Source organism: Curtobacterium sp. MCBD17_032 (genome assembly GCF_003234855.1).
In the GTDB taxonomy this organism is placed as follows: Bacteria; Actinomycetota; Actinomycetes; order Actinomycetales; family Microbacteriaceae; genus Curtobacterium.
Genome location: NZ_QKTO01000007.1, coordinates 37716 through 58730, shown reverse-complemented (window position 1 = coordinate 58730; position 21015 = coordinate 37716). Strand labels below are relative to the sequence as shown.

General features: G+C 72.2%; 21 protein-coding genes, 1 tRNA gene, 1 pseudogene and 1 riboswitch. Of the genes and pseudogenes, 9 read left to right on the top strand and 14 right to left on the bottom strand.

What is annotated here, in order from left to right; all coding sequences use genetic code 11:
• The first annotated feature begins 51 nt into the window (after positions 1-51).
• A complete protein-coding gene (gene nagB / locus DEI91_RS11050; RefSeq protein ID WP_111052351.1) occupies positions 52-837 on the top strand; it encodes a glucosamine-6-phosphate deaminase in 786 nt (261 codons plus the stop codon).
• Between the two features lie 146 nt (positions 838-983).
• Here nagB and DEI91_RS11045 read toward each other — a convergent pair whose 3' ends face one another.
• Positions 984-2153 (bottom strand): MalY/PatB family protein, encoded by a 1170-nt coding sequence (locus tag DEI91_RS11045; RefSeq protein ID WP_111052350.1) that lies wholly within the window; start codon positions 2151-2153, stop codon positions 984-986.
• 146 nt (positions 2154-2299) lie between these two features.
• On the opposite strand from DEI91_RS11045, the gene DEI91_RS11040 reads away from it, so the two are divergent.
• Together DEI91_RS11040 and DEI91_RS16460 are read left to right on the top strand one after the other, a co-directional pair.
• A complete protein-coding gene (locus tag DEI91_RS11040) occupies positions 2300-4771 on the top strand; it encodes a GH92 family glycosyl hydrolase (protein WP_258374395.1) in 2472 nt (823 codons plus the stop codon).
• Positions 4772-4896: 125 nt separating this feature from the next.
• Complete coding sequence (locus DEI91_RS16460; RefSeq protein ID WP_220038079.1) at positions 4897-5766, top strand: DUF3761 domain-containing protein; 870 nt, start codon at positions 4897-4899, stop codon at positions 5764-5766.
• 18 nt (positions 5767-5784) lie between these two features.
• On the opposite strand, the gene DEI91_RS11030 is transcribed toward DEI91_RS16460, so the two are convergent.
• The gene (locus DEI91_RS11030; protein ID WP_111052348.1) at positions 5785-6759 is read right to left on the bottom strand and encodes a hypothetical protein; all 975 of its coding nucleotides are present in this window, start codon (positions 6757-6759) and stop codon (positions 5785-5787) included.
• Between the two features lie 23 nt (positions 6760-6782).
• On the opposite strand from DEI91_RS11030, the gene DEI91_RS16715 reads away from it, so the two are divergent.
• Positions 6783-7205, top strand: a complete 423-nt coding sequence (locus tag DEI91_RS16715) for a hypothetical protein (RefSeq protein ID WP_258374394.1) — start codon at positions 6783-6785, stop codon at positions 7203-7205.
• On the opposite strand, the pseudogene DEI91_RS16710 reads toward DEI91_RS16715, so the two are convergent.
• The 6 genes and pseudogenes from DEI91_RS16710 to clpS all read right to left on the bottom strand — a co-directional run.
• A pseudogene (locus DEI91_RS16710) lies at positions 7148-7489 on the bottom strand (redoxin domain-containing protein); the annotation flags it as partial. The gene DEI91_RS16715 and the pseudogene DEI91_RS16710 sit on opposite strands and share 58 nt — an antisense overlap.
• 123 nt (positions 7490-7612) lie before the next feature.
• On the bottom strand, positions 7613-8773 hold the full coding sequence (gene nagA / locus DEI91_RS11020) for an N-acetylglucosamine-6-phosphate deacetylase (protein WP_111052347.1): 1161 nt from the start codon (positions 8771-8773) through the stop codon (positions 7613-7615).
• Complete coding sequence (locus DEI91_RS11015; protein WP_111052346.1) at positions 8770-9177, bottom strand: YrdB family protein; 408 nt, start codon at positions 9175-9177, stop codon at positions 8770-8772. The genes nagA and DEI91_RS11015 overlap by 4 nt, the downstream gene beginning before the upstream one ends.
• A gap of 8 nt (positions 9178-9185) precedes the next feature.
• Positions 9186-10055: a formyltetrahydrofolate deformylase gene (gene purU / locus DEI91_RS11010; RefSeq protein ID WP_111052345.1), complete on the bottom strand. Its 870-nt coding sequence runs from the start codon at positions 10053-10055 to the stop codon at positions 9186-9188.
• A gap of 83 nt (positions 10056-10138) precedes the next feature.
• Positions 10139-10615 (bottom strand): DUF2017 domain-containing protein, encoded by a 477-nt coding sequence (locus DEI91_RS11005; RefSeq protein ID WP_111052344.1) that lies wholly within the window; start codon positions 10613-10615, stop codon positions 10139-10141.
• Positions 10612-10899, bottom strand: a complete 288-nt coding sequence (gene clpS / locus DEI91_RS11000; protein ID WP_111052343.1) for an ATP-dependent Clp protease adapter ClpS — start codon at positions 10897-10899, stop codon at positions 10612-10614. The genes DEI91_RS11005 and clpS overlap by 4 nt, the downstream gene beginning before the upstream one ends.
• Before the next feature lie 37 nt (positions 10900-10936).
• Positions 10937-11022: riboswitch (ZMP/ZTP riboswitch) on the top strand.
• A 50-nt stretch (positions 11023-11072) separates the two neighbouring features.
• Here clpS and glyA point away from each other — a divergent pair.
• On the top strand, positions 11073-12380 hold the full coding sequence (gene glyA, locus DEI91_RS10995) for a serine hydroxymethyltransferase (protein ID WP_309148054.1): 1308 nt from the start codon (positions 11073-11075) through the stop codon (positions 12378-12380).
• Positions 12377-13309: a tetrahydrofolate dehydrogenase/cyclohydrolase catalytic domain-containing protein gene (locus DEI91_RS10990; protein ID WP_258374393.1), complete on the top strand. Its 933-nt coding sequence runs from the start codon at positions 12377-12379 to the stop codon at positions 13307-13309. The genes glyA and DEI91_RS10990 overlap by 4 nt, the downstream gene beginning before the upstream one ends.
• Before the next feature lie 237 nt (positions 13310-13546).
• Here the strand turns inward: DEI91_RS10990 and galK are convergent, their stop codons facing one another.
• Positions 13547-14683: a galactokinase gene (gene galK / locus DEI91_RS10985; RefSeq protein WP_111052342.1), complete on the bottom strand. Its 1137-nt coding sequence runs from the start codon at positions 14681-14683 to the stop codon at positions 13547-13549.
• Positions 14680-15777 carry a galactose-1-phosphate uridylyltransferase gene (gene galT, locus DEI91_RS10980; protein ID WP_111052341.1) on the bottom strand — a complete coding sequence of 366 codons (1098 nt, stop codon included), beginning with the start codon at positions 15775-15777 and terminating at the stop codon, positions 14680-14682. Before galT ends, galK begins: the two co-directional genes overlap by 4 nt.
• A gap of 63 nt (positions 15778-15840) precedes the next feature.
• Here galT and DEI91_RS10975 point away from each other — a divergent pair, with 63 nt between their 5' ends.
• Together DEI91_RS10975 and DEI91_RS10970 are read left to right on the top strand one after the other, a co-directional pair.
• Entirely contained in the window at positions 15841-16686 is an 846-nt protein-coding gene (locus DEI91_RS10975) for a DeoR/GlpR family DNA-binding transcription regulator (RefSeq protein WP_111052340.1), read from the top strand.
• A complete protein-coding gene (locus DEI91_RS10970) occupies positions 16683-17618 on the top strand; it encodes an aldose 1-epimerase family protein (protein ID WP_111052339.1) in 936 nt (311 codons plus the stop codon). Before DEI91_RS10975 ends, DEI91_RS10970 begins: the two co-directional genes overlap by 4 nt.
• Before the next feature lie 79 nt (positions 17619-17697).
• Here DEI91_RS10970 and DEI91_RS10965 read toward each other — a convergent pair whose 3' ends face one another.
• The 4 genes from DEI91_RS10965 to DEI91_RS10950 all read right to left on the bottom strand — a co-directional run bounded on the left by DEI91_RS10965 (position 17698) and on the right by DEI91_RS10950 (position 19948).
• Positions 17698-18018, bottom strand: a complete 321-nt coding sequence (locus DEI91_RS10965; RefSeq protein WP_111052338.1) for a hypothetical protein — start codon at positions 18016-18018, stop codon at positions 17698-17700.
• A gap of 160 nt (positions 18019-18178) precedes the next feature.
• Entirely contained in the window at positions 18179-18817 is a 639-nt protein-coding gene (locus tag DEI91_RS10960) for a TetR/AcrR family transcriptional regulator (RefSeq protein ID WP_146244279.1), read from the bottom strand.
• A gap of 178 nt (positions 18818-18995) precedes the next feature.
• Complete coding sequence (locus DEI91_RS10955) at positions 18996-19718, bottom strand: SGNH/GDSL hydrolase family protein (protein WP_111052336.1); 723 nt, start codon at positions 19716-19718, stop codon at positions 18996-18998.
• Between the two features lie 157 nt (positions 19719-19875).
• Positions 19876-19948: transfer RNA gene (locus tag DEI91_RS10950), tRNA-Lys, on the bottom strand.
• Positions 19949-19992: 44 nt separating this feature from the next.
• On the opposite strand from DEI91_RS10950, the gene DEI91_RS10945 reads away from it, so the two are divergent.
• Positions 19993-20622 carry a DNA-directed RNA polymerase subunit beta gene (locus DEI91_RS10945; RefSeq protein WP_111052335.1) on the top strand — a complete coding sequence of 210 codons (630 nt, stop codon included), beginning with the start codon at positions 19993-19995 and terminating at the stop codon, positions 20620-20622.
• Positions 20623-21015: the final 393 nt, after the last annotated feature.

The following is a 21015-nucleotide window of genomic DNA, read 5'->3' as shown; positions in this document are numbered from 1 at the left end:
GCCGCTCTCCGCGCCCTGTCGAGAACTGGTCATGACCAGTAGGCTGACGGCGTGGAGATCATCATCCTGCCCACCCCGGCGGAGGTCGGTCGCGTCGCCGCGGCCAAGATCGCGTCGGTCGTCACCACGAAGCCCGCAGCGGTCGTCGGACTCGCCACCGGGTCGAGCCCGCAGGGCATCTACGCCGACCTGCGCCGCCGGGTCGAGGCCGGCGAGCTGTCGTTCGCGCAGGCGCGCGGGTTCGCCCTCGACGAGTACGTCGGCATCCCGCTCGAGCACCCGGAGTCGTACGCGAGCGTCATCGCTCGCGATGTCGTCGAGCCGCTCGGCTTCGACCCTTCGCGCGTACGGGTGCCGGACGGCCGCGCGGGGGACCTGGCGTTCGCCGCGAAGGAGTACGACGCGGCGATCCGCGCTGCCGGCGGTGTCGACGTGCAGATCCTCGGCATCGGGGCGAACGGGCACATCGGGTTCAACGAGCCGACGTCCTCGTTCGCGTCCCGCACCCGGATCAAGACGCTCGCGCCGAGCACCCGCGAGGCCAACGCGCGGTTCTTCGACTCGCTCGACCAGGTGCCGACGCACTGCATGACCCAGGGGCTCGGCACCATCCTCGAGGCCCGGGAGCTCGTCCTCGTCGCCCAGGGCTCGGCGAAGGCGGACGCGGTCGCCGCGGCCGTCGAGGGGCCGCTGTCGTCCTTCGTCCCGGGCTCCGCGCTGCAGCTGCACGAGCACGCCACGGTCGTCGTGGACGAGGAAGCGGCCGCGGGCCTGCAGCTCGCCGATTACTACCGCTACACGTACGCGAACAAGCCGGAGTGGCAGCGGTTCGAGTAGCGGTCCGTCCTCGGCCCGCGGTGACTGCGCGAGACGCCGGCGTCTCCGCGGGACGCCGCCACGTGCCCGGGACGCCGCCGAGTTCGGCGGCGTCCCGCCGAGCGCGGGGCGTCTCGCACTAACGGGGGCGTCTCGCGCGGCGCCGGTCAGCGGGCGGCGGCCAGGCGCGCGAGCCCCTCGCGGAGGGTCTCCTCCGAGCAGCCGAAGTTGAGCCGGACGTGCCCGATGCCCTGCCGCCCGAAGTCCCGCCCGTTCGACAGCGCCACCTGCGCCCGGTCGACCAGGAGCGGCGCGGGGTCGTCGCCCCACGGCAGGGCCCGCAGGTCGAGCCAGGCCAGGTACGAGGCCCGCGGCTGCCGGTACCCCGCGCCGGGCAGCGCGGCGCCGAGTTCCTCCGCGAGGACCCGGCGGTTCGCCGCGAGTTCGGCGAGCAGGGACGCCAGCCACGGGCCGCCCTCCGTGAACCCGGCGACGCTCGCGGTGTAGCCGAGGATCCCGGTGCGCTCGACGACCTCGCCCGGCAACCCGTCGAACCACCCGCGAGCCCGGTCCGACGCACCGACCATGAGGGCGCACTTCGTGCCGGCGAGGTTGAACGCCTTGCTCGCGCTCGTCAGGGCGACCCCGAGGGCGGCGGCCTCCGGGCAGGAGTCGAGGAACGGCGTGAACACGGCGTCGGCGTGCACGAGCGGGGCGTGGATCTCGTCGGACACCACCACGGCGTCCCACTCCGCGGCGAGCCGGGCGAGTGCCGCCAAGGACTCCCGGTCGTGCACGAGCCCGAGCGGGTTGTGCGGGTTGCAGAGCAGCACGGTCCGGGCACCGTCCGCGAAGGCCTGCCGCACGCCGTCCAGGTCCATCCGCCAACCGGCCGTCGTGTCGAAGGGGTCGGCCGGGCCCTCGGGGGCGAGGAGCGGTACCTCGGTGACGGACCCGCCGGCCTCGCTGACGTACTCCCAGAACGGCGCGTACACCGGCGGCATGATCACGACCTGGTCCCCGGGCTCGATCACCCGGCGGAGGACCTCGACCGCGGCGACCGAGACGTCCGTGGTGGTGCGGACGAGGTCGGGGTCCACCGCCCAGTCCCACCGGTCGGCGGCGAACGTCGCGAAGGCCTCGGGCAGGACCCGGTGGTGCCCGACGTACCCGGTGTCGCCGTCGGTGACCGCTCGGACCAGGGCATCCCGCACGGGTTCGGCGAGGGCACAGTCCATCTCGGCGACGAACATCGGCAGCACCTCGGGCCCGAACGCGGTGTACTTCTCGCTCGTGCGGGTCCGGCGGGCATCGAACACGGAGACCATGACGCTCATGTCGTCATCCTCGCAGCACGCCGGTCCGGCGACCAGGGCGACCGGCCCCGAGCGTGGACGTCTCGAGACGGCCTCGGCATGAACAACCGCCGACCGCCCGGTGACATCGGAGGCGTCCCCCGTCCGAGGGGGCTAGCGTCGCAGACGTGACTCGTTCTCGCGTGCACCGTCGCCCGCTCCTCCGTCCGGTCCCGCTCGCCGCGGTGGCCACGATCGCCGCGCTCCTCGGCACCGGGGTGGTGGTCGCGCCGGCCGCGGCCGCCCCGGGGACCGCAGCGTCCGGGGCGGGGGCCAGCGCGGCCTCCCGTCCCGTCACCGACCCGGCCGGGTCGGTCGACCCGTTCATCGGGACCAGCCACGACGGCAACACCTGGCCCGGCGCCACCGCACCGTTCGGCATGATGCAGTGGAGCCCGACCGGCACGAAGGGCGACCAGACCTCCACCCCGGTCGCGAACGGCTACTCGTACGACGTCAACCGGCTGCGCGGGTTCAGCCTCACGCACCTGAACGGTGCCGGCTGTGCTCCGGGTGCTGCCGGTGACGTGCCGATCATGCCGGTGACGACGCCCGTCACGACCTCGCCCTCCGCGGACACGACCGACACCGTCTACGCAGCGGGCTACTCGCATGACCAGGAGCACGCCAGCCCCGGCCGCTACGGCGTCACGCTCGACAACGGCGTCCGCACCGACCTCGCCGTCACCACCCGCGCCGGCGTCGGCGAGTTCGCCTTCCCGGCCGGCACGGACGCGAACCTGCTCTTCCGCACCTCGAACTCGATCAACGGCAGCGAGGCCGCCGACACCCGTGTCGACGCCCGCACCCGCACGGTCAGCGGCAGCGTCCTGACCGGCGGCTTCTGCAGCCGCCGCGCGAACGGCGGCGGCGCGACGAACCCCGACCGCCGCAGCTACTACCGCCTGTTCTTCACGGCCACCTTCGACAAGCCGTTCACGAGCACCGGCACCTGGAAGGACGGTGCCGTCCAGCCGGGAGGCACGCGCGCCTCCGGTGGGGAGGGGTACCTCACCGGCGCCGACCGAGCCGGACGCGGCTCCGGCGCGTGGGTCGGGTTCGACGCGCGTCGCGGTGCCACCGTGCACGCGAAGATCGGCATCTCGTACGTCAGCGCCGCCGGCGCCGTCGCGAACCGCGACGCCGAGGTGCGGAAGCACGCCACCGTCGCCAGCGTGGCGGCCGACACCCGCGCCTCCTGGAACCGCGAGCTCTCGCGCATCCGGGTCGGTGGCGGCACCGCGGACCGCACCACGCAGCTGTACACCGCCGTGTACCACGCGCTCATGCAGCCGAACACGCTGAACGACCGTGACGGCCGGTACCTCGGTCCCGACATGCGGGTGCACCGCATGGACCGCGGGCACGGCGCCGTCTACGGCACGTACTCCGGATGGGACCAGTACCGGGCGCAGATCCAGCTGCTCGCGCTGCTGCGGCCGGACGTCGCCGGGGACATGGCGCAGTCGATGCTGCGGTTCGCCGAGCAGAACGGCGGCGTGTGGGACCGGTGGCTGCACCTCGGCGCACCGACCCACGTGATGACCGGCGACCCCTCGGCCGCTACCCTCGCCACCTGGTACGCCATGGGCGTCCGGAACTTCGACGTGCGGGCCGCGTACGCCTCGCTCCGCAAGCAGGCGACCGTCGAGAACGCCGACGCCGAGAGCGACATCGGCTGCCCGGGGCAGTGCCTGGCGCAGCGGCCCGCGCTCGACGAGTACCTGCAGCGGCACTACGCCGCGAACGACGACTGCTCGTGCTGGGGCGGCGCGGCCGAGACGCTCGAGGACTCGATCTCCGACAGCGCCCTCGGGTACTGGGCGTCGTCGCTCGGGCTGCGCTCCGACGCCCGGATGTTCGCCGCCCGGGGCGAGTACTGGGAGAACACGTTCAACGCGGCCGTCGGGTACCAGGCCGCACGCCAGGCCGACGGGTCGTGGACGCCGGGGTGGTCGCCGTCCACCGGCACCGGCTTCGCGCAGGGGACGAGTGCCCAGTACACGTGGCTCGTACCGCAGGACGTCAGCGGGCTGTCCTCGGCGCTCGGCGGTGACGAGCAGGCGGTCGCCCGGCTCGACGCGTTCTTCCACGACGCCGCGGGCAACTGGGCCGTGACCGGCGGCGACGCGACGCGGTTCGACCCGACGAACGAGCCCGACATTCACACGCCGTGGATGTACAACGCGCTCGGCCAGCCGTGGAAGACGCAGGAGACCGTGCGCCGGGTCGTCGACGACGCCTACCGCACCGGACCGAGCGGACTGCCGGGCAACGACGACCTCGGCACGATGAGCGCCTGGTACGTCTTCGCCTCGATCGGTCTGTTCCCGCAGACGCCCGGCCGAGCCGAGATGCTCGTCGGCAGCCCGACGTTCAGCACGGTCGACATCCGGCGGTCGAGCGGGGAGCGGATCGTGATCCGGTCCTCGGGCACGGACCAGTACGTACAGGGTGCGCGGCTCGACGGGAAGACCCTCACGAAGTCGTGGGTGCCGGCCTCGTTCGTCAACCGGGGCGGCACGCTGTCGCTCCGCGTGGGTGACACCGCCGACACGACGTGGGCGACCGCTGAGCGCGACCGGCCGCGCGACCGGTGAGGCTGCCTCAATGGCACGAGTGGTAACCCAGCGGTTGCGCAGATCCTGATTCCCCCCGAAGTGGGGCTCAGGAGCTCGTCTGCGTAGCCCCCATACTTGCGCAGTTCTCATCTTCGAGGAGTGCCATGAGCAACCGTTCCACCCGAGGGCCGCAATCGCAATCGACGCGACGGCGGAGCGTCCCGGTGTCGACGTGGATCGGTGGCGCCAGTACTCTCCTCCTGGCGCTGCTCGGTCTCGCCTCGGGTGGCGTCTGGTCGATGCTGATGATGGTCGCGCTCATCATCCTCATCACCGCGGTCTACGGGGCCCTCTTCCGCCGGACCACCTGGCTCCGACTGCCGCGGAAGCGTTCGGCGGGGGCACTCGGCGTCGGCGTCGCCTTCGTCGTCCTGATCGGGTCGACGTCGGCGTTCGGCGCGACGCACCCAACCCCACCAACGCCGGCGCAACCGACCGCGGCAGTGACAGCGGCTCCCACGCATACCCGCCCCGTCGCTACGCCGACCCAGACGACCACACCCAAGCCGACGCCGACCCGGACCGCGAAGCCGGTCGTCACCACGAAGCGAGTCACCGAAACGGCAGCGGTTCCGTTCAGCACGACCACCGTCGAGAGCGCAACCGCAGCGAAGGGCACGTCCTCGGTCACGACCGCCGGTGTCGATGGCATCGAGACGAAGACGTTCACCGTCACGTACACCGACGGTGTCGAGACCGGTCGGACCCTCACCAGCACGGTCATCACGACGCCGCCGATCGCGCAGGTGACCACAGTCGGGACGTACGTCGCTCCGCCGGCGCCGGCACCTCCGATGGCGGCCTGCACCAATGGCAGCTACGTCAACAGCGCGGGAGAGTCCGTGTGTCGACCGGAGGTCTCGACCAGTGCACCGAGCGGGGCGACCGCGCATTGCGTCGACGGGACGTACAGCTTCAGCCAGTCGCGCCGCGGGACCTGTTCCTCGCACGGAGGCGTCGCGAGCTGGTTGTGACGCTTACTGGCCGCCCGTTCAGCGTTCGGGCATGCCGCTCGCACCGGGCGGCGTGACCCAGACGAGCGAGGACACCACCCGCCGACCCAGCGACCGCGCGTTGGCCAGCGACGCGCGGTTGCCGGGGTGGATGTGGCCCCAGAGGACGTCGGTCGGGCCGGCGGGGAGCGCACGGGCCAGGTGCTGGCCGGTCGCCGTCCCGAGGCCCTGCCCGCGGTGGCCGGCGTCGAGCACGATCTCCTGCACGCTGAACCCGGCCAGCCCGTAGGCGTCGTCCCGCTCCGCTGCGACCACCCCGGCCACCGTGCCAGCCACGACGACCTCGAACAGGAGGCCCTGCTCGTCCGCCTCCGTGAGGGACTCCGCGTCGGACGGTGTCGCCCAGTCGGCGGAGCGCGGCTGGTCGGCGATGCGCTCCCGGTAGATCGAGGCCACCACTCCGGCGGCGTCCTCGGCGCTCGTGCTGACCAGCGTCACGTCCTCGTACCGACGGGTCGGTGGCTGCGCGGTGACCTCGTGGACCCCGCCGGCGACGACCAGCAGATCTGGCCGCAGGGCGGCGCCGCGCGGGGTGACCGCAGAGGCACCGTGCGCCGAGACGTCACCCGGCAGGTGTACTCGGAGGCACCGGGGCGCGAACAGGGCGTAGTGGTCCAGGAGGACGGCGAGGTCGTCGATGCCCGCCGCATCCGGGGTCGCCGTCGTCGCGATGACGTCGACGAAGGGCTTCTCGACGTCCCGCCCGCGGAACCGGATGCCGGTGACGGCCCACCCACCGCCCGGCAGCTCGATCCACCGGTTGGCCCAGGCGAGCGGATCCTCGACGGGCAGCCCGACGGCGTCCCGCACCATCGCGCCCCATGCGGCGTCGCCGACGAGGTCGAGGCTCGGGCCGACCCACCCAGCGAGCGCGTCCCGCCAGGTCGGGTCCCGGTCCTTCGTGGTGTCGGGCGTCCAGATGCCGAGGGCGTCCACGACGTCGGAGTGGTCCATGGCTGCACTCTACGATCGGCCCGATGACCGAGCGCCCGATGCCGGGCGGGCCGCTACCCGGCGAGCCGCTACCCGGCGACGCGGGGGACGGCTTCGACGATCGTCGCCACCTCGGTGCGCGTCGTGTAGTCGACGTGCACGTCGGCGAACCGGATGACCCGGTCGCGGTCGACCACGAACACCGACGGGAACGGGATCTGCGCCGTGTGGTCGGCGTTGCTGTCGGCGACGTCGAAGCCGAGCTGCGTGTGGGCCTCCCGTGCGGGCCCGTCCGGTTCCGTGACGATGCCCAGCTGGGCGGCCAGGGCGTTCGCCGGGTCGGACAGGGGGGGAAGGCCAGCTCGCCGTTCGCGATCGCCTGCTCGGAGCCCTCGGGCGTCTGCGGCGAGATCGCGACGAGCCGGACCCCGCGCGCGGTGAGTTCCGGCAGCAGGTCCTGCTGGTAGGTGCGGAGCGTCAGGTTGCAGTACGGGCACCAGGCGCCGCGGTAGAACACCACGACGGCGGGCGTGCCGTCGATCTCGGCGGCCAGTGACGTGTCGGCCCCGGCCGCCGTCAGCAGCGCCGCGTCGGGGACGGTGCCGCCCACGCCGGCGACAGCGCTCGGCACGCCCGCTGCGCGGAGGTCGGCCTGCTCCCGGTCGAAGACCGCGCTCAACTCGGGACCGATCTGGGCCGTGAAGCCCGCGTTGAACGTGTCGACCTGCTCGGCGATGGTCTGCGCGGACATCGGGGCTCCTCGGGGTCGCGGCGACGGGTCCGCCGGTGCAGGGAGCCTATGCAGCAGGGCCAGGGCCGGTCCCGACGCTCGTCACGGAGCGTCACAGACCGCCGCCGACGGGACGGGGACCCGTCAGCGCAGCTCGCGCCCGCCGCCCCACACCCGCTGCACCTCGATCGCCGGCGACATCGCGACGAGGTCCGCCGCGTAGCCCGGAGCGAGGCGACCGAGCCGGTCCCCGAGCCCGAGCGCCGCCGCCGGGATGCTCGTGAGCGCCGTCACGGCCTCGGGCAGCGTCCGCCCGGCGAGGGTCACGGCGTTCCGGAGTGCCACGTCCTGCGTCAGGGTCGACCCCGCGATGGTCTCCGTCCCGGCGACGCGCGCGACCCCGTCCGTCACGGTGACGTCGAGGGACCCGAGGCGGTAGTCACCGTCAGCCGCTCCCGCCGCACCCATCGCGTCGGTGATCAGCGCGACCCGACCCGGGGCGGCGCGGAACAGCGTCTCGGCGACGAGGGGGTGCACGTGGACCGCGTCCAGGATCAGCTCGAGCGTGACCCGGTCGTCCGACACCGCCGCCCCGATCGGCCCCGGCGCACGGTGGTGCAGCCCGGGCATCGCGTTGAAGGCGTGCGTCAGGACGGTCGCCCCGGCGTCGAACGCGGCACGCGCCTGGTCGACGGTCGCCACGGTGTGCCCGACCGCCACCGTGACGCCGGCGGCGACGAAGCGGCGGACGGCGTCGATCGCTCCCGGCAGCTCGGGTGCGATGGTGACCTGCCGGAGGACACCCGCACCGGCTTCGAGCAGGGTGTCGACGTCCGCCGGGGTCGGCGTGAGGAGGTGGTCCTCGTTGTGGGCGCCCTTGTTGCGCGGGGAGAGGAACGGCCCTTCCAGGTGGACGCCGAGCACGAGCGGGTCCGTCGCCATGACGGCCCGCACCTGCGCCAGCGAGGCGACGAGCGCGGGGACGGGGTTCGCGACGAGCGACAGGACGGACCGGGTGGTGCCGTGCGCGCGGTGCACCGCCAGGGCCCGGGCGAACGACGCGTCCTCGTACGCCTCGGTCCCGCCGCCGTGGCCGTGCAGGTCGACTAAGCCCGGCGTCAGGACCGCGTCCCCGAGGTCGACCACCTCGTCCGCCGCTGGTGCGGCTCCGGACCCGACCTGGAGGACCGTGTCACCTCCCACGAGCACCCACCCGTCGTCGACGGACCCGGCCACGTCGACCAGGCGGTCGGCGCGCACCAGGGTGGTCCGCGCCTCCCGGCCCTGGAAGCCCGTGCCGGTCATACGGTCTCCCGCCGGAACGCGACCACGCCGCTGACCGCCGCCACCACGACGAACACCAGCCCGACCACGGGGTGGCCGAGCGAGATCCACGTCGCGCCGGCGGCGACGACCAGGGCGGTCTCGACGACGGTCTTGCCGACCACGTCGGTCTCGATGGGGGAGCGCGGTGACCGGAAGAGGTACCAGACGACGGCAGCGAACAGCGGGGCGCCGACGATGAAGAACACCGCCGGGAACGGGTACGGCCAGGACAGGTAGCCCCAGTACGCCAGGGACAGCAGACCGAACGCGCACACCAGGACGCGGACGACCGTCCAGGCGTCGACGGGACGACGCGGAGCGGGGGTCGACGCCGGAGCGAGGTCGTCGCCGGGATCGACCGGGCTGCGGGGAGCGTCACGCATCGGCGGACCTACTTGAAGATGATCGTGCGGGCACCGTCGAGGAGCACGCGGTCCTCGGCGATCCAGCGGACGGCCTGGGTCAGGGTGCGGGACTCCTCGTCCTGCCCGATGGACACGAGCTCGGCGGGCTCCTTGGTGTGGTCGACCCGCACGACGTTCTGCTCGATGATCGGGCCCTCGTCGAGGTCGCTCGTGACGAAGTGGGCCGTCGCGCCGATGAGCTTCACCCCGCGGGCGTGCGCCTGCCGGTACGGGTTCGCGCCCTTGAAGCCGGGCAGGAACGAGTGGTGGATGTTCACCGCACGGCCGGCGAGGGCCGCACACAGCTCGGGGGAGAGGATCTGCATGTACCGGGCGAGGACGACGAGTTCGATGTCGTGCTCCTCGACCGCCTCGAGGACCCGGCGCTCCATCGCGGCCTTCGACCCGGCGTCGGTGACGGGCCGGTGTTCGAACGGCACCGAGTAGAACGACGCCAACTCGGCGAGATCGGTGTGGTTCGACAGCACGAGCGGCACGTCGATCGGCAGCTGCCCGCCGCGCTGCCGGTACAGCAGGTCGTTGAGACAGTGTCCGGCCTTCGACACCAGGACGAGCGTGCGCATCGGCCGGCCGACGACGTCGAGCTGGACGCGCATGCGGTACCGCTCGACGACGGGGGCCAGGGCCTCCTGGAACGTCTGGCGGTCCACCGGTGCCATCACCTGCAGGCGCATGAAGAAGGTGTCCGTGTCGGCGCTGGAGAACTGCTGGGACTCGGTGATGTTCCCCTCGGCCGCGACGACCGCTCCGGAGACGGCGTGTACGATGCCGGGCTGGTCGTCGCAGACCAGCGTCAGGGTCCAGTGCGTGGGGGTCTCGGGCGTCGGGGTCGTCACCGGATCAGGGTACCGGGGGCGTGTGCGCGTCCGCGCGACCGGACGGGAGGCACGTGGCGGCGGAGCCCCGTGCCTCCCGTCCGTCAGCGGGACGAGATCGTGACGACCAGGTGCTCCTGCACGTACCCGAGCCAGTCGTAGACGTCCCGCAGGCCGATGCTGCCGTCGTCCCCGTCGAGGCCGTTGTCGGCGGTGTCCCGGTCCACGATGCCCAGGCGGTCCGCGATGGTGAGCCGCAGGTCGGTGAGGGACCGGAGCCAGGCCTGCTCGTCGGCGCGGGTGAGCGCTCCGTCCCGCGTGCCCGTCAACCATTCGTGCACGACGGTCGCGTTCGCGGACTTGGCGGTGCGCAGGTCGTCCTGCGTGTACCGGCGGAACTCGGCGCTGGCCTCGTCGTCCCCCGGGTAGGCGTCCGGGAACATCCGCGTCGCCACCGGGTCCGTCGTCAGGTCGTGGTCGAGGACCTGGCGCAACTGCTCCACGAGGGACGTCAACACGGCGCGCTCGCCGGCGGCGAGACCGAGGTGCACCCCGTCGGCTCGACGGACGAAGGGGATCACGCGGCGGGAGCCCGGTCGACGGTCGCCTGCAGGCCGTACCCGTGCATGGCCTCCACGTGGCGCTCCATCTCCTCGCGGTGCCCGGTCGCGACGACCGCCCGACCGTCCGAGTCGACCTGGTGCATGAGGCGCTCGGCCTTCGCCCGCGGGAACCCGAAGTACGACTCGAAGACGTAGGTGACGTACGACATCAGGTTCACCGGGTCGTCCCACACCACCGTGGTCCACGGGACGTCGGCCCGCACCGAGGTGCGCTCGTCGACGTCCGGACTCAGCATGGTCATGGGACAAGGGTGACACGAACCTGCGGCCTCGGTACGATCGAACGGTCGCGACTGGCGTTGGATGGGTCACCATCGGGGAGCGACACCTGACACGGAGCGCAGCCGTACGCCTGGGCAGCGCCCACCCGTCCACCTCGTCGCGTCCGCGCGGCGATCAGACAACGAGGAGTCCCGTGTCCATCACCGATCTGCCCGCTGCGTCCACGCAGTCCGCGAGTTCCACGCCGTCCAGCTTCAACGCCTCCCTCGCCGAGGTCGACCCCGAGATCGCCGCGGTCCTGCAGAACGAGCTCGGTCGCCAGCGCGACACCCTCGAGATGATCGCGTCCGAGAACTTCGTCCCGCGCGCCGTCCTCGAGTCGCAGGGCTCCGTCCTGACGAACAAGTACGCCGAGGGCTACCCCGGCAAGCGCTACTACGGCGGCTGCGAGTTCGTCGACGTCGCCGAGCAGCTCGCCATCGACCGCGCGAAGGCCCTCTTCGGTGCCGCGTACGCGAACGTCCAGCCGCACTCCGGCGCCAGCGCGAACGCCGCGGTCCTGCACGCCATCGCCTCCGCCGGGGACACGATCCTCGGCCTCGAGCTCGCCCACGGCGGTCACCTGACCCACGGCATGAAGCTCAACTTCTCCGGCCGCATCTACAACGCGGTGTCCTACGGCGTCGACCCGGAGACGTTCGAGGTCGACTACGACGACATCCGCGCGAAGGCGATCGAGCACCAGCCGAAGGTCCTCATCGCCGGCTGGTCGGCGTACCCGCGTCAGCTCGACTTCGCGAAGTTCCGCGAGATCGCGGACGAGGTCGGCGCGACGCTCTGGGTGGACATGGCGCACTTCGCCGGTCTCGTCGCCGCGGGCCTGCACCCGTCGCCGCTGCCGCACGCCCACGTCGTGTCGTCGACGGTGCACAAGACGCTCGCCGGCCCCCGCTCGGGCATCATCCTGTCCAACGAGGAGTCGCTCTTCAAGAAGCTGAACTCCGCGGTGTTCCCGGGCCAGCAGGGCGGTCCGCTCATGCACGTGATCGCCGCCAAGGCCACCGCGTTCCTGCTCGCCGCGACGCCGGAGTTCAAGGACCGCCAGGAGCGCACGCTCCGCGGCGCGAAGGCACTCGCTGAGCGTCTGACACAGGACGACGCCAAGGCCGCGGGCATCGACGTCCTCACCGGTGGCACCGACGTGCACCTGGTGCTCGTCGACCTGCGCGAGTCCGAGGTGGACGGCAAGCAGGCCGAGGACCTGCTGCACGAGGTCGGCATCACCGTGAACCGCAACTCGGTGCCGTTCGACCCGCGCCCGCCGATGGTCACCTCGGGTGTCCGCATCGGCACCTCGGCGCTCGCGACCCGTGGCTTCGGCGACGCCGAGTTCACCGAGGTGGCCGACATCATCGCGCTGACCCTCATGCCGGAGCCGGACATCGAGGCGCTCTCGGCCCGGGTCAAGGCCCTGACCGACGCGTTCCCGCTCTACGCGTGAGCGCCGCCGTGGCCGACCTGCCGCGAGCGCTCTGGGCGGGGGAGGGCAGTGCCGTCCGCATCGACGGCACCGCCCTCGCCGCCCGCACGCTCGACGACCTGAAGGTCCGCATCGACCGGCTGCACGACCACGGCTTCCGGCCCGGTCTCGGCACGATCATGGTCGGCCAGAACCCGGGCTCCGTGTCGTACGTCGCCGGCAAGCACAAGGACTCGGCGCAGATCGGGCTCGACTCGGTCCGCATCGACCTGCCGGAGACGGCCAGTGCAGCGGACATCCGCGGGGCCATCCTGCAGATGAACGACGACCCCCGGGTCACCGCGTTCATCGTGCAGCTCCCGCTGCCGCAGGGCATCGACCCGATCCCGATGCTCGAGCTGATGAACCCGGCGAAGGACGCCGACGGCCTGCACCCGACGAACCTCGGTGAGCTCGTGCTCGCCGTCCCCGGTGGTGCCGGTACGATCGACGCCCCGCTGCCGTGCACCCCGCGGGGGATCGTCGCGATGCTCGAGGCGTACGGCGTCCCGATCCGGGGCAAGCACGTCACGATCATCGGCCAGGGCCTGACGGTCGGTCGTCCGCTCGGCCTGCTGCTGACCCGGCTCGAGGCAACCGCGACGCTGACGCACTCCCTCACCGAGGACGTCGCTGCCGAGTGCCGTCGTGCCGACATCATCGTCGCCGCGGCCGGGGTGGCCGGGCTCGTGCAGCCGGACTGGGTCAAGCCCGGTGCGGCCGTCATCGACGTGGGCATCAGCCGGATCGTCGACGAGTCGACCGGCAAGGCGAAGCTCCGCGGCGATGTCGATCCCGCGGTGGCGTCGGTCGCCGGCTTCCTGTCGCCGACGCCGGGCGGCGTCGGCCCGATGACCCGCGCGATGCTCATGAAGAACGTCGTCGAGGCCGCCGAGCGCCACCTGAAGTAGGCCGGCCGGCCGGCCGCCGGCCGGCGGCGGCCGCCGGCCGCTGGCCGGCGGCGGCCGCCGGCCGCTGGCCGGCACCCGGCGCAGACCGGCACCGCACAACAGAAACCGGCTCGCACCACGGGAGTCCGTGGCGCGAGCCGGTTTCCGTTGTGCGGGTCCAGCCGGCACCGCGCCGCTGCGCGGGTCCAGCCGGCACCGCGCCGCGTTGCGCGGGTCCGGCCGGCACCGCGCCGCGCGTCAGTCGCGCCGTGCGCCCTGCGCCGCGTGGACGGTGAAGACCGTCGGCTCGCGGTACCCGGCCGACGCGAAGGCGGACGTGACGGCATCCGTGATGGTGCCACGGGCCTCCCGGTCGACGAGCGCGATCGCCGCACCGCCGAAGCCGCCACCGGTCATGCGGGCACCGACGGCTCCGTGCGCCATCGCGGTCTCGACCGCCAGGTCGAGCTCCGGCACCGAGATCTCGAAGTCGTCACGCATGGACGCGTGCGAGGCGACGAGCAGCTCGCCGATCGCGCGCGGACCCTGCTCGCGGAGCGTGCGGACGGTGTCGAGGACGCGCTGGTCCTCGGTGACGATGTGGCGGACGCGGCGGAAGGTCTCGTCGTCGAGCAGCTCCTGCGCGCGCGGCAGGTCCTCGACCGCAACGTCGCGCAGGGCCGGGACACCGAGCACCTGCGCGCCCTTCTCGCACGAGTCCCGACGGGCCTTGTAGCCGCCGGTGGCGTGAGCGTGCTCGACGCGGGTGTCGATGACGAGGACCTCGAGGCCGTTCGCCTCGAGCGCCAGGTCCACCACCGCGGTGTCGAGCGTGCGGCAGTCGAGGAACACGACGGCGTCCTGCTCGCCGAGGAGCGACGCGGACTGGTCCATGATGCCGGTCGGTGCGCCGACGGCGTGGTTCTCGGAGTACTGGCCCACGCGGGCCAGGGTCTTGCGGTCGAGGCCGAGCTCCCACAGGTCGTTGAACGCGAGGGCCACGCCGCACTCGATCGCCGCACTCGACGACAGACCCGCACCGACCGGCACGTCGGAGTCGATGAAGACGTCGAACCCGGTCCGACTGTCGAGCGAGGCGTCGGCCTGCTCCCGGAGCGCCCAGGCGATGCCGAAGACATACGCCGACCAACCGTCCATCCGGGACGGATCGAGGTCGTCGAGCGAGAGCTCGTGCACCGCACCGGGCTCGAACGCCGAGGCGACCCGGATCAGACGGTCGTCCCGCTGCCCGATCGAGGCCACCGTGCGCCGGTCGATCGCGAAGGGCAGGACGTACCCGTCGTTGTAGTCGGTGTGCTCACCGATCAGGTTCACGCGGCCCGGGGCGGAGTACCGCACCGCTGGCTCGTACCCGAACACCTGCTGGAACGTCATGCGCGTTCGATCCCTCCTCGGATGAACTCGGCCGCCTTCTCGGGCACCAGGTCCCCGATCCAGGCGCCCATGGCGGCTTCGCTGCCTGCCAGGAACTTCAACTTGTCCGCCGCCCGACGCGGCGAGGTGATCTGCAGCATGAGGCGCACGGTGTCCCGGGCGATGTGCACCGGGGCCTGGTGCCACGCGGCGATGTACGGCGTCGGGTCCCCGTAGAGCGCGTCGAGGCCCCGGGTGAGTCGCAGGTGCATGTGCGCGAGTTCGTCCTTCTCGGGCTCGGTGAGCCCGGCGAAGTCCGGCACGTGGCGGTGCGGGAGCATGTGGATCTCGATCGGCCAGCGCGCGGCGAACGGCACGAAGGCGGTGAAGTGCTCACCAGCGAGGACGACCCGTTCCGACCCGCGCTCGTTCGCCAGGTGCTGCTCGAACAGGTCCGGTCCGAACCGCTCGATCGACGCCAGCAGTCGCTGGGTGCGGGGGGTGACGTACGGGTACGCGTAGATCTGCCCGTGCGGGTGGTGCAGCGTGACGCCGATCGCCTCGCCGCGGTTCTCGAACGGGAACACCTGGTGGATGCCGGGCATCGCGGAGAGCGCGGCGGTGCGGTCCGCCCAGGCCTCGACGACCGTACGGGCCCGGGACTCGGAGATGGACGCGAAGGAACCGCTCGTCTCGGGGGAGAAGCACACGACCTCGCAGCGGCCGACGCTCCGGAGCTCCCGGTTCAGCCCCACCTCGGACAGGGAATCGAGCGATGACGGGGCGTCGTCCGCCTCGAGCACCGGCCCGAACGACGGGGAGCGGTTCTCGAACACGGCGACGTCGTAGCGGCTCGGGATCTCCGACGGGTTCGCGGCGGTCTGCGGCGCGAGCGGGTCCTGGTCGGCCGGGGGCAGGAACACCCGGTTCTGGCGACTCGCGGCGATGGACACCCACTCGCCGGTCAGCACGTCCTGCCGCATCCGCGCGGTCTCCGGCCGGGGATCGAGGACCCGCTCGTCGATGCTCCGCTCGGCGGGGAGCGTCGAGTCGGCATCGTCGAAGTAGAAGAGGTCGCGGCCGTCCGCGAGCGTCGTCGCACGTTTCGTGATCACGACCTCACTGTACTCCGGCTCGAAGGCTTGCGAAAGCAAGTGGAAGCAGACGAAACTCGTCCCGTGACGACTGACGAGCCTCCCGTCCTGCCGGCGCTGCTGCGCCAGGACCGCATCGTCGCGATCCTCGACGGCGCCCGCGGCATGGTCCGGACCGCCGACCTGGCCGCGGCCGTCGGGACCAGTGAGGTGACGGTCCGACAGGACCTCGCCGCCCTCGACCGGGAGGCCCGGATCCGCCGGGTGCACGGCGGTGCCGTCCGCCTCGGAGCCGGCTCACGCGAGCGTCCGCTCGAGGTCACGGCCGTCGAGAACAGCACCGCGAAGGCCGCGATCGGACGTGCCGCGGCGGACCTCGTGCGGTCGGGGCAGTGCATCGTCCTCGACGTCGGGACGACCCCGGCGGCCGTCGCCGAGGCGCTCGTCGCACGCGAGGACCTCGTCGACCTGACCGTCGTGACGAACTCGCTCACCACCGCCCTCGCGCTCGAACGGGCGGTGCCGCGCTTCACCGTCGTCGTCACCGGTGGCACGCTCCGGCCGTTGCAGCACTCGCTCGTCGCGCCCTTCAACGCCACCGTGCTGCCGATGCTGTCCGCCGACCTGGTGTTCCTCGGCGGCACCGGGCTGGACGTCGAGCACGGGTTGACGAACGTGAACCTGCCCGAGACCGAGGCGAAGCGGGTCCTCGCCGCCGCGGGCAGGCGTACCGTCGTGGTCGCGGACGGGTCGAAGTTCGGCCGGGCCGACATCGGCGTGGTGAGCACGCTGGAGGACGTCGACGTCGTCGTCACCGCGGGCGCCAGTGCGGACGCGGTCGACCCGATCCGGGCGGCCGGCGTCCACGTGGTGGTCGCGGACGGACCAGCGGGGACGACCCGCACAGCGGAGAGGAAGCAGCACCCATGAGCACAGCGGCACCCACCGGCGGCCAGTACCACCTGCGGCACGCGGGACCTGACGGAGTCGTCGAGGCCGTCGTCACCGAGGTCGCCGCCGGCATCCGCGAGCTGCGGGTCGCCGGGTTCAACCTCACCGAGCCCTTCCCCGCGAGCGAGGCGCCGGCCGGCGCGAACGGCATCGTGCTCGTCCCGTGGCCGAACCGGGTGGCCGGTGGGGTGTGGCAGCTCGACGGGGCGGCGCAGCAGCTCGACATCTCGGAGCCGAAGTTCGGCAACGCGTCGCACGGGTTGCTCCGGTTCGCGCCGTACCGCGTGGTCGGGCAGACCGAGTCGTCGATCGAGCAGCAGGCGACGATCCACCCGCAGCACGGCTGGCCGTTCACCCTCGAGACGCGTGTGCACCACGAGCTCGTGGAGGACGGCATCCGGATCACCCACACGATCACGAACCGGTCGGGCCGCCCGGCGCCGTTCGCGGTCGGGTCGCACCCGTACCTCCGAGCCGGGGACACCCCTGCAGAGGACCTGGTCATCCGCCTCGACGCGGCCACCGCCTTCACGGTCGACGAGCGGAAGATCCCGAACGGCACCCGTCCGGTCGAGGGGACGGACCTGGACCTGCGGCAGGGCCTCCGTGCCGGGGACGCCGACCTGGACACCGCGTACACCGACGTGGTGCCCGGTGCGGACGGCATCCGGCGGACGTCGCTGCACGGGCCCGAGGGTGACGGCGTCGAGCTCTGGCAGGACGAGTCGTTCCCGTACGTGCAGGTGTTCACCTCCCGCGAGTTCCCCCGTGGCGACGGGAAGGGGCTCGCGGTTGCCGTCGAGCCGATGACGGCGCCGGCGGACGCGCTGAACTCCGGAGAGGGTCTGCGCTGGCTCGAGGCGGACGAGACCTGGACCGGCTCGTGGGGGATCCGGCGCGTCTGGTCCTGACCGCGGCGGGTCCTGACCGCGGGGAGTCTGGTTCGCGGGGAGTCTGGTCCCGGGCGGGTGTCCGCGCCCGCCCTCCGGGTCAGGCCCGGCGCATCCGGAGCGCCTCGACCGCGAGCGACTCGCTCGGGTAGCGGCCGATCTCCTGCGCCCACGCCGGATCGTCCCCGCGCAGCGCGAGGAAGTCCTTGCGCTGTCGGCAGACGTAGCCGAGCACGGTCGTACCGGTGGCGACCTCGGCGAAGTCGGTGCGGATGTGCCGGATGGTGACCTTCGCGTTCCGGCGCAGGGTGTCCAACAGGAGCTCGTCGCTCATGCTCGTCCCGGTGGCGGCGGCGAGCTCCACGAGGCGGCGCGCGTCACCGGTGGAGCTGGTCTGCGTGGCGTCGATGGGCTCGATCACGGTGTACCCCGTTCGGTGTGGTTCGTTCGGTGCTGGTGTCCCGCGGTGAGCGGAACCACGAACGACCATATCGGGGCGAATCCAACAGACGGCTGAGCGAGCGACTGATGTGGACAGTGCGGCGACCAAGGATCACCTGGGGGTGACTTGTACCCCGGGATCAGCCCGCGCGGGTGAGGTCCCACACCGGCGGCACGTAGGCACGCGACCACCCCTCGCGGAGCCGCGTCACGGCGCGGTCGAACGACTCGAGCAGGTCCATCTCCGGGCGGACCATCGACTGCAGCTGCAGGCCCTCGTACGTGGCGATCAGCTGCTCGGCGCCGCGAGCCGGCTCCATCGTGTGCGGTTCACGACCGACGGCGATGTCCTGCGCCAGGGACTGCTGCACGAAGCCCTGGAACCGGCGCCACCGGCTGTGCAGCATCGGTGCGAGGGGGTGGTTCGGCGCTGCGGCGATGTTCAGCGTGGCGGTGAGGAACCGCATGAGCGAAGGGTTCTCGATGTTCTTCATCACGATGGCGCGGAGGAACCGGATCGTGCCCTGCTCGGCGGCGATCGGCATCAGCGGCGTCGTGCGCTGGTCGTTCCACCGGTCGATGCTCGCGAGCAGTAGGCCGTCCCAGCTCGGGAACGAGGCGGTCATCGCCTCGACACTCATGTCCGCCTGGGCGGCGACGAGGGCGGGGGTGACCTCGTGCAGGGGGAGTTGGTGGAGCACGTGGATCATCGCATCGACGATCCTGGTACGGGTGAAGACGTCGTCGTGCTGTGCGGAGTCCATGGAGGCGCTGGGCATGACAGCACCCCACCACAGGCGCACCGAGCCGTGGTACCCCCACAACGAGCACCATGTCCGCCTCGCGCACGGTCGGCCCTCCCGACGAGGACCGCATGACCGGATCGGCTCCCATCGGCGGTGCGGTACCGATCCTCCACGTCCCGTGCTCGCCTCACCGCAGCGCGGACGCCCGCCGTCACGAGGCGCGGCACTCCGAGGCTTCGGTCGTGCCCAACCCGCGGATCGCGGAGTCGATCCGACGAGCGAGGTAGCGGTGTCCGTCGTCGTTGACGTGTTCCCCGTCGGCAGCCGTGTACACGCGACTGTTGGCGGACGTGAACCACCTCTCCTGGTTCGGGTCGATGTACGGGACCCCGGCTGTTCGAGCACCCTCGGAGACCGCCGCGTCGATCTCGACGGTGGTCTGGGCGCGCGGTTGTGGTGCGGACGGGCCGATGGCGACGATCAGCGCGCGTGGCCACTGGCGGACGGCCTGCCGGAGGGTTGCTTCCACTCTCGGGCGGAGCTCGGCCCCGCTCACGATCCAGTCGTTCTGGCTGCCCTGCACGATCACCAGGTCGGGGTCCTCGTCCTTGCTCGCGAGGACGCGTTGCAGGTAAGTGTTCTGCGTCGAGCCGGTCGAGCCGAGATTGACGTACCCGGTGCCGGGACGGCCGTCGATCGTGCTGTCCCAGCCGCTGCTGGCCGAGAGCATCTGCGCCCAGCCGGTGTGCCGATCCGTCGAGCCGCGTCCCGCTGTGTAGGAGTCGCCGATGATGAGGACACGAGAGCCCACCGACACCGCTCGCTGGGCCTGCGTGGTTGCGGGCGTTCCCGTCGCCGGACAAGCATCCGAGATGGACGGGAGGAGCACGAGGAACGCCGTGACGCCGAGCGCCATCAGGAGGAGGGGCACCACAGGTCGGCGATCCCGCCCACCACGTCTGGAGCCACGTCCGCGCCGAGTTCCGGTGCGCGCATCACGGTTGTCCTGCCTGAGCACGTGTGGATCCTACGGACTCGGCCGGGGAGGTGCCCGGACCAGCCGTTGCGGGCACTGCATCCGATCGGAGAGGTGGGCCCCGTGGGGCTCGAACCCACGACCCTCGGATTAAAAGTCCGGTGCTCTACCGACTGAGCTAGAGGCCCTCGCGACCAAGGGTACCGAAGAGAGCAGCGCCTACACTGTCGCGGTGCCTCGTGAACACCACCGTCCCGTCCAGTTCACCGACGCCGAGTTCGCCGCCATCCAGGGTGGTGAGGACCCGGCGTTGGTCAACCGCGTCGCGCACGACACGGCGAACGCGTTGCTCCACCGCGTGCGCGAGGACCCGGACCCCGCCGTCGTCGAGCGGCTGGTGACCTACACGGACGTGCACGGCATCGACGCGATCGCCGAACTCTGGGCCCGCGTCGGCGCGCACACCCTGCCCGGAGCGCTCTGGCGCATCTACCTGGTGCGGACCGTCATCCGACAGGCCCCCGAGGAGATCGCCTACCTCTTCGAGCGCGGGACGCAGCTCATCGGCACGATCGACCAGGCCGTCGCGGGCGCCGAGGAGCCGACCGGACCGGCAGAGATCCTCACCCTGTCCGACCGGATCCTGCACGGGCTGTACACGGGTGACTTCGCGGTCGCGCTCGAGCGCGGCGCGGCGTTCGCCCGGTTGACGGCAGCCGGGGCGACCTCCGTCGCGGACGACTCGGACCGGACGGCGGCGGAGCGGGCGTCGGCGCTGACGACGCGCGCGTACCGTCTCGCCGAGCTGGCCGAGGACCTGTCCGCCGCTGCGGCGCTGTGGCGTCGTGACAGCCTGGACTGAGTAGAAGACCACCCGACGGCTGGGACCGTCCGACGGCGGGCAGACCACTCGACGGCGGGCGGACCACCCGGCGGCGGGCAGACCACCTGACGGTGAGCAGACCACCCGACGGTGAGCAGGCTCCCGACGGTGAGCAGGCTCCCGACGGCCGGGACCACCGCACGGCGGGGTAGGCCGCCCGGCGGCGCGGGCAGACCACCACTCGGCCGCTCGTCGTCGGCGCCAGCGACTGTGGCCGCCCGAGGGTCGAGCACGCCCGGACACGTCCGCCGCCGGACATGAGAAGACCGGGCCGCAGAAGCGCCTCTCGGCGCGAGGCCGCTCGGAGCGGCGAATATTGGAGCCCGGGGCTTGCTGCGGCCCGGCATGGTCAAGTGTACGAGACGCCTCGTC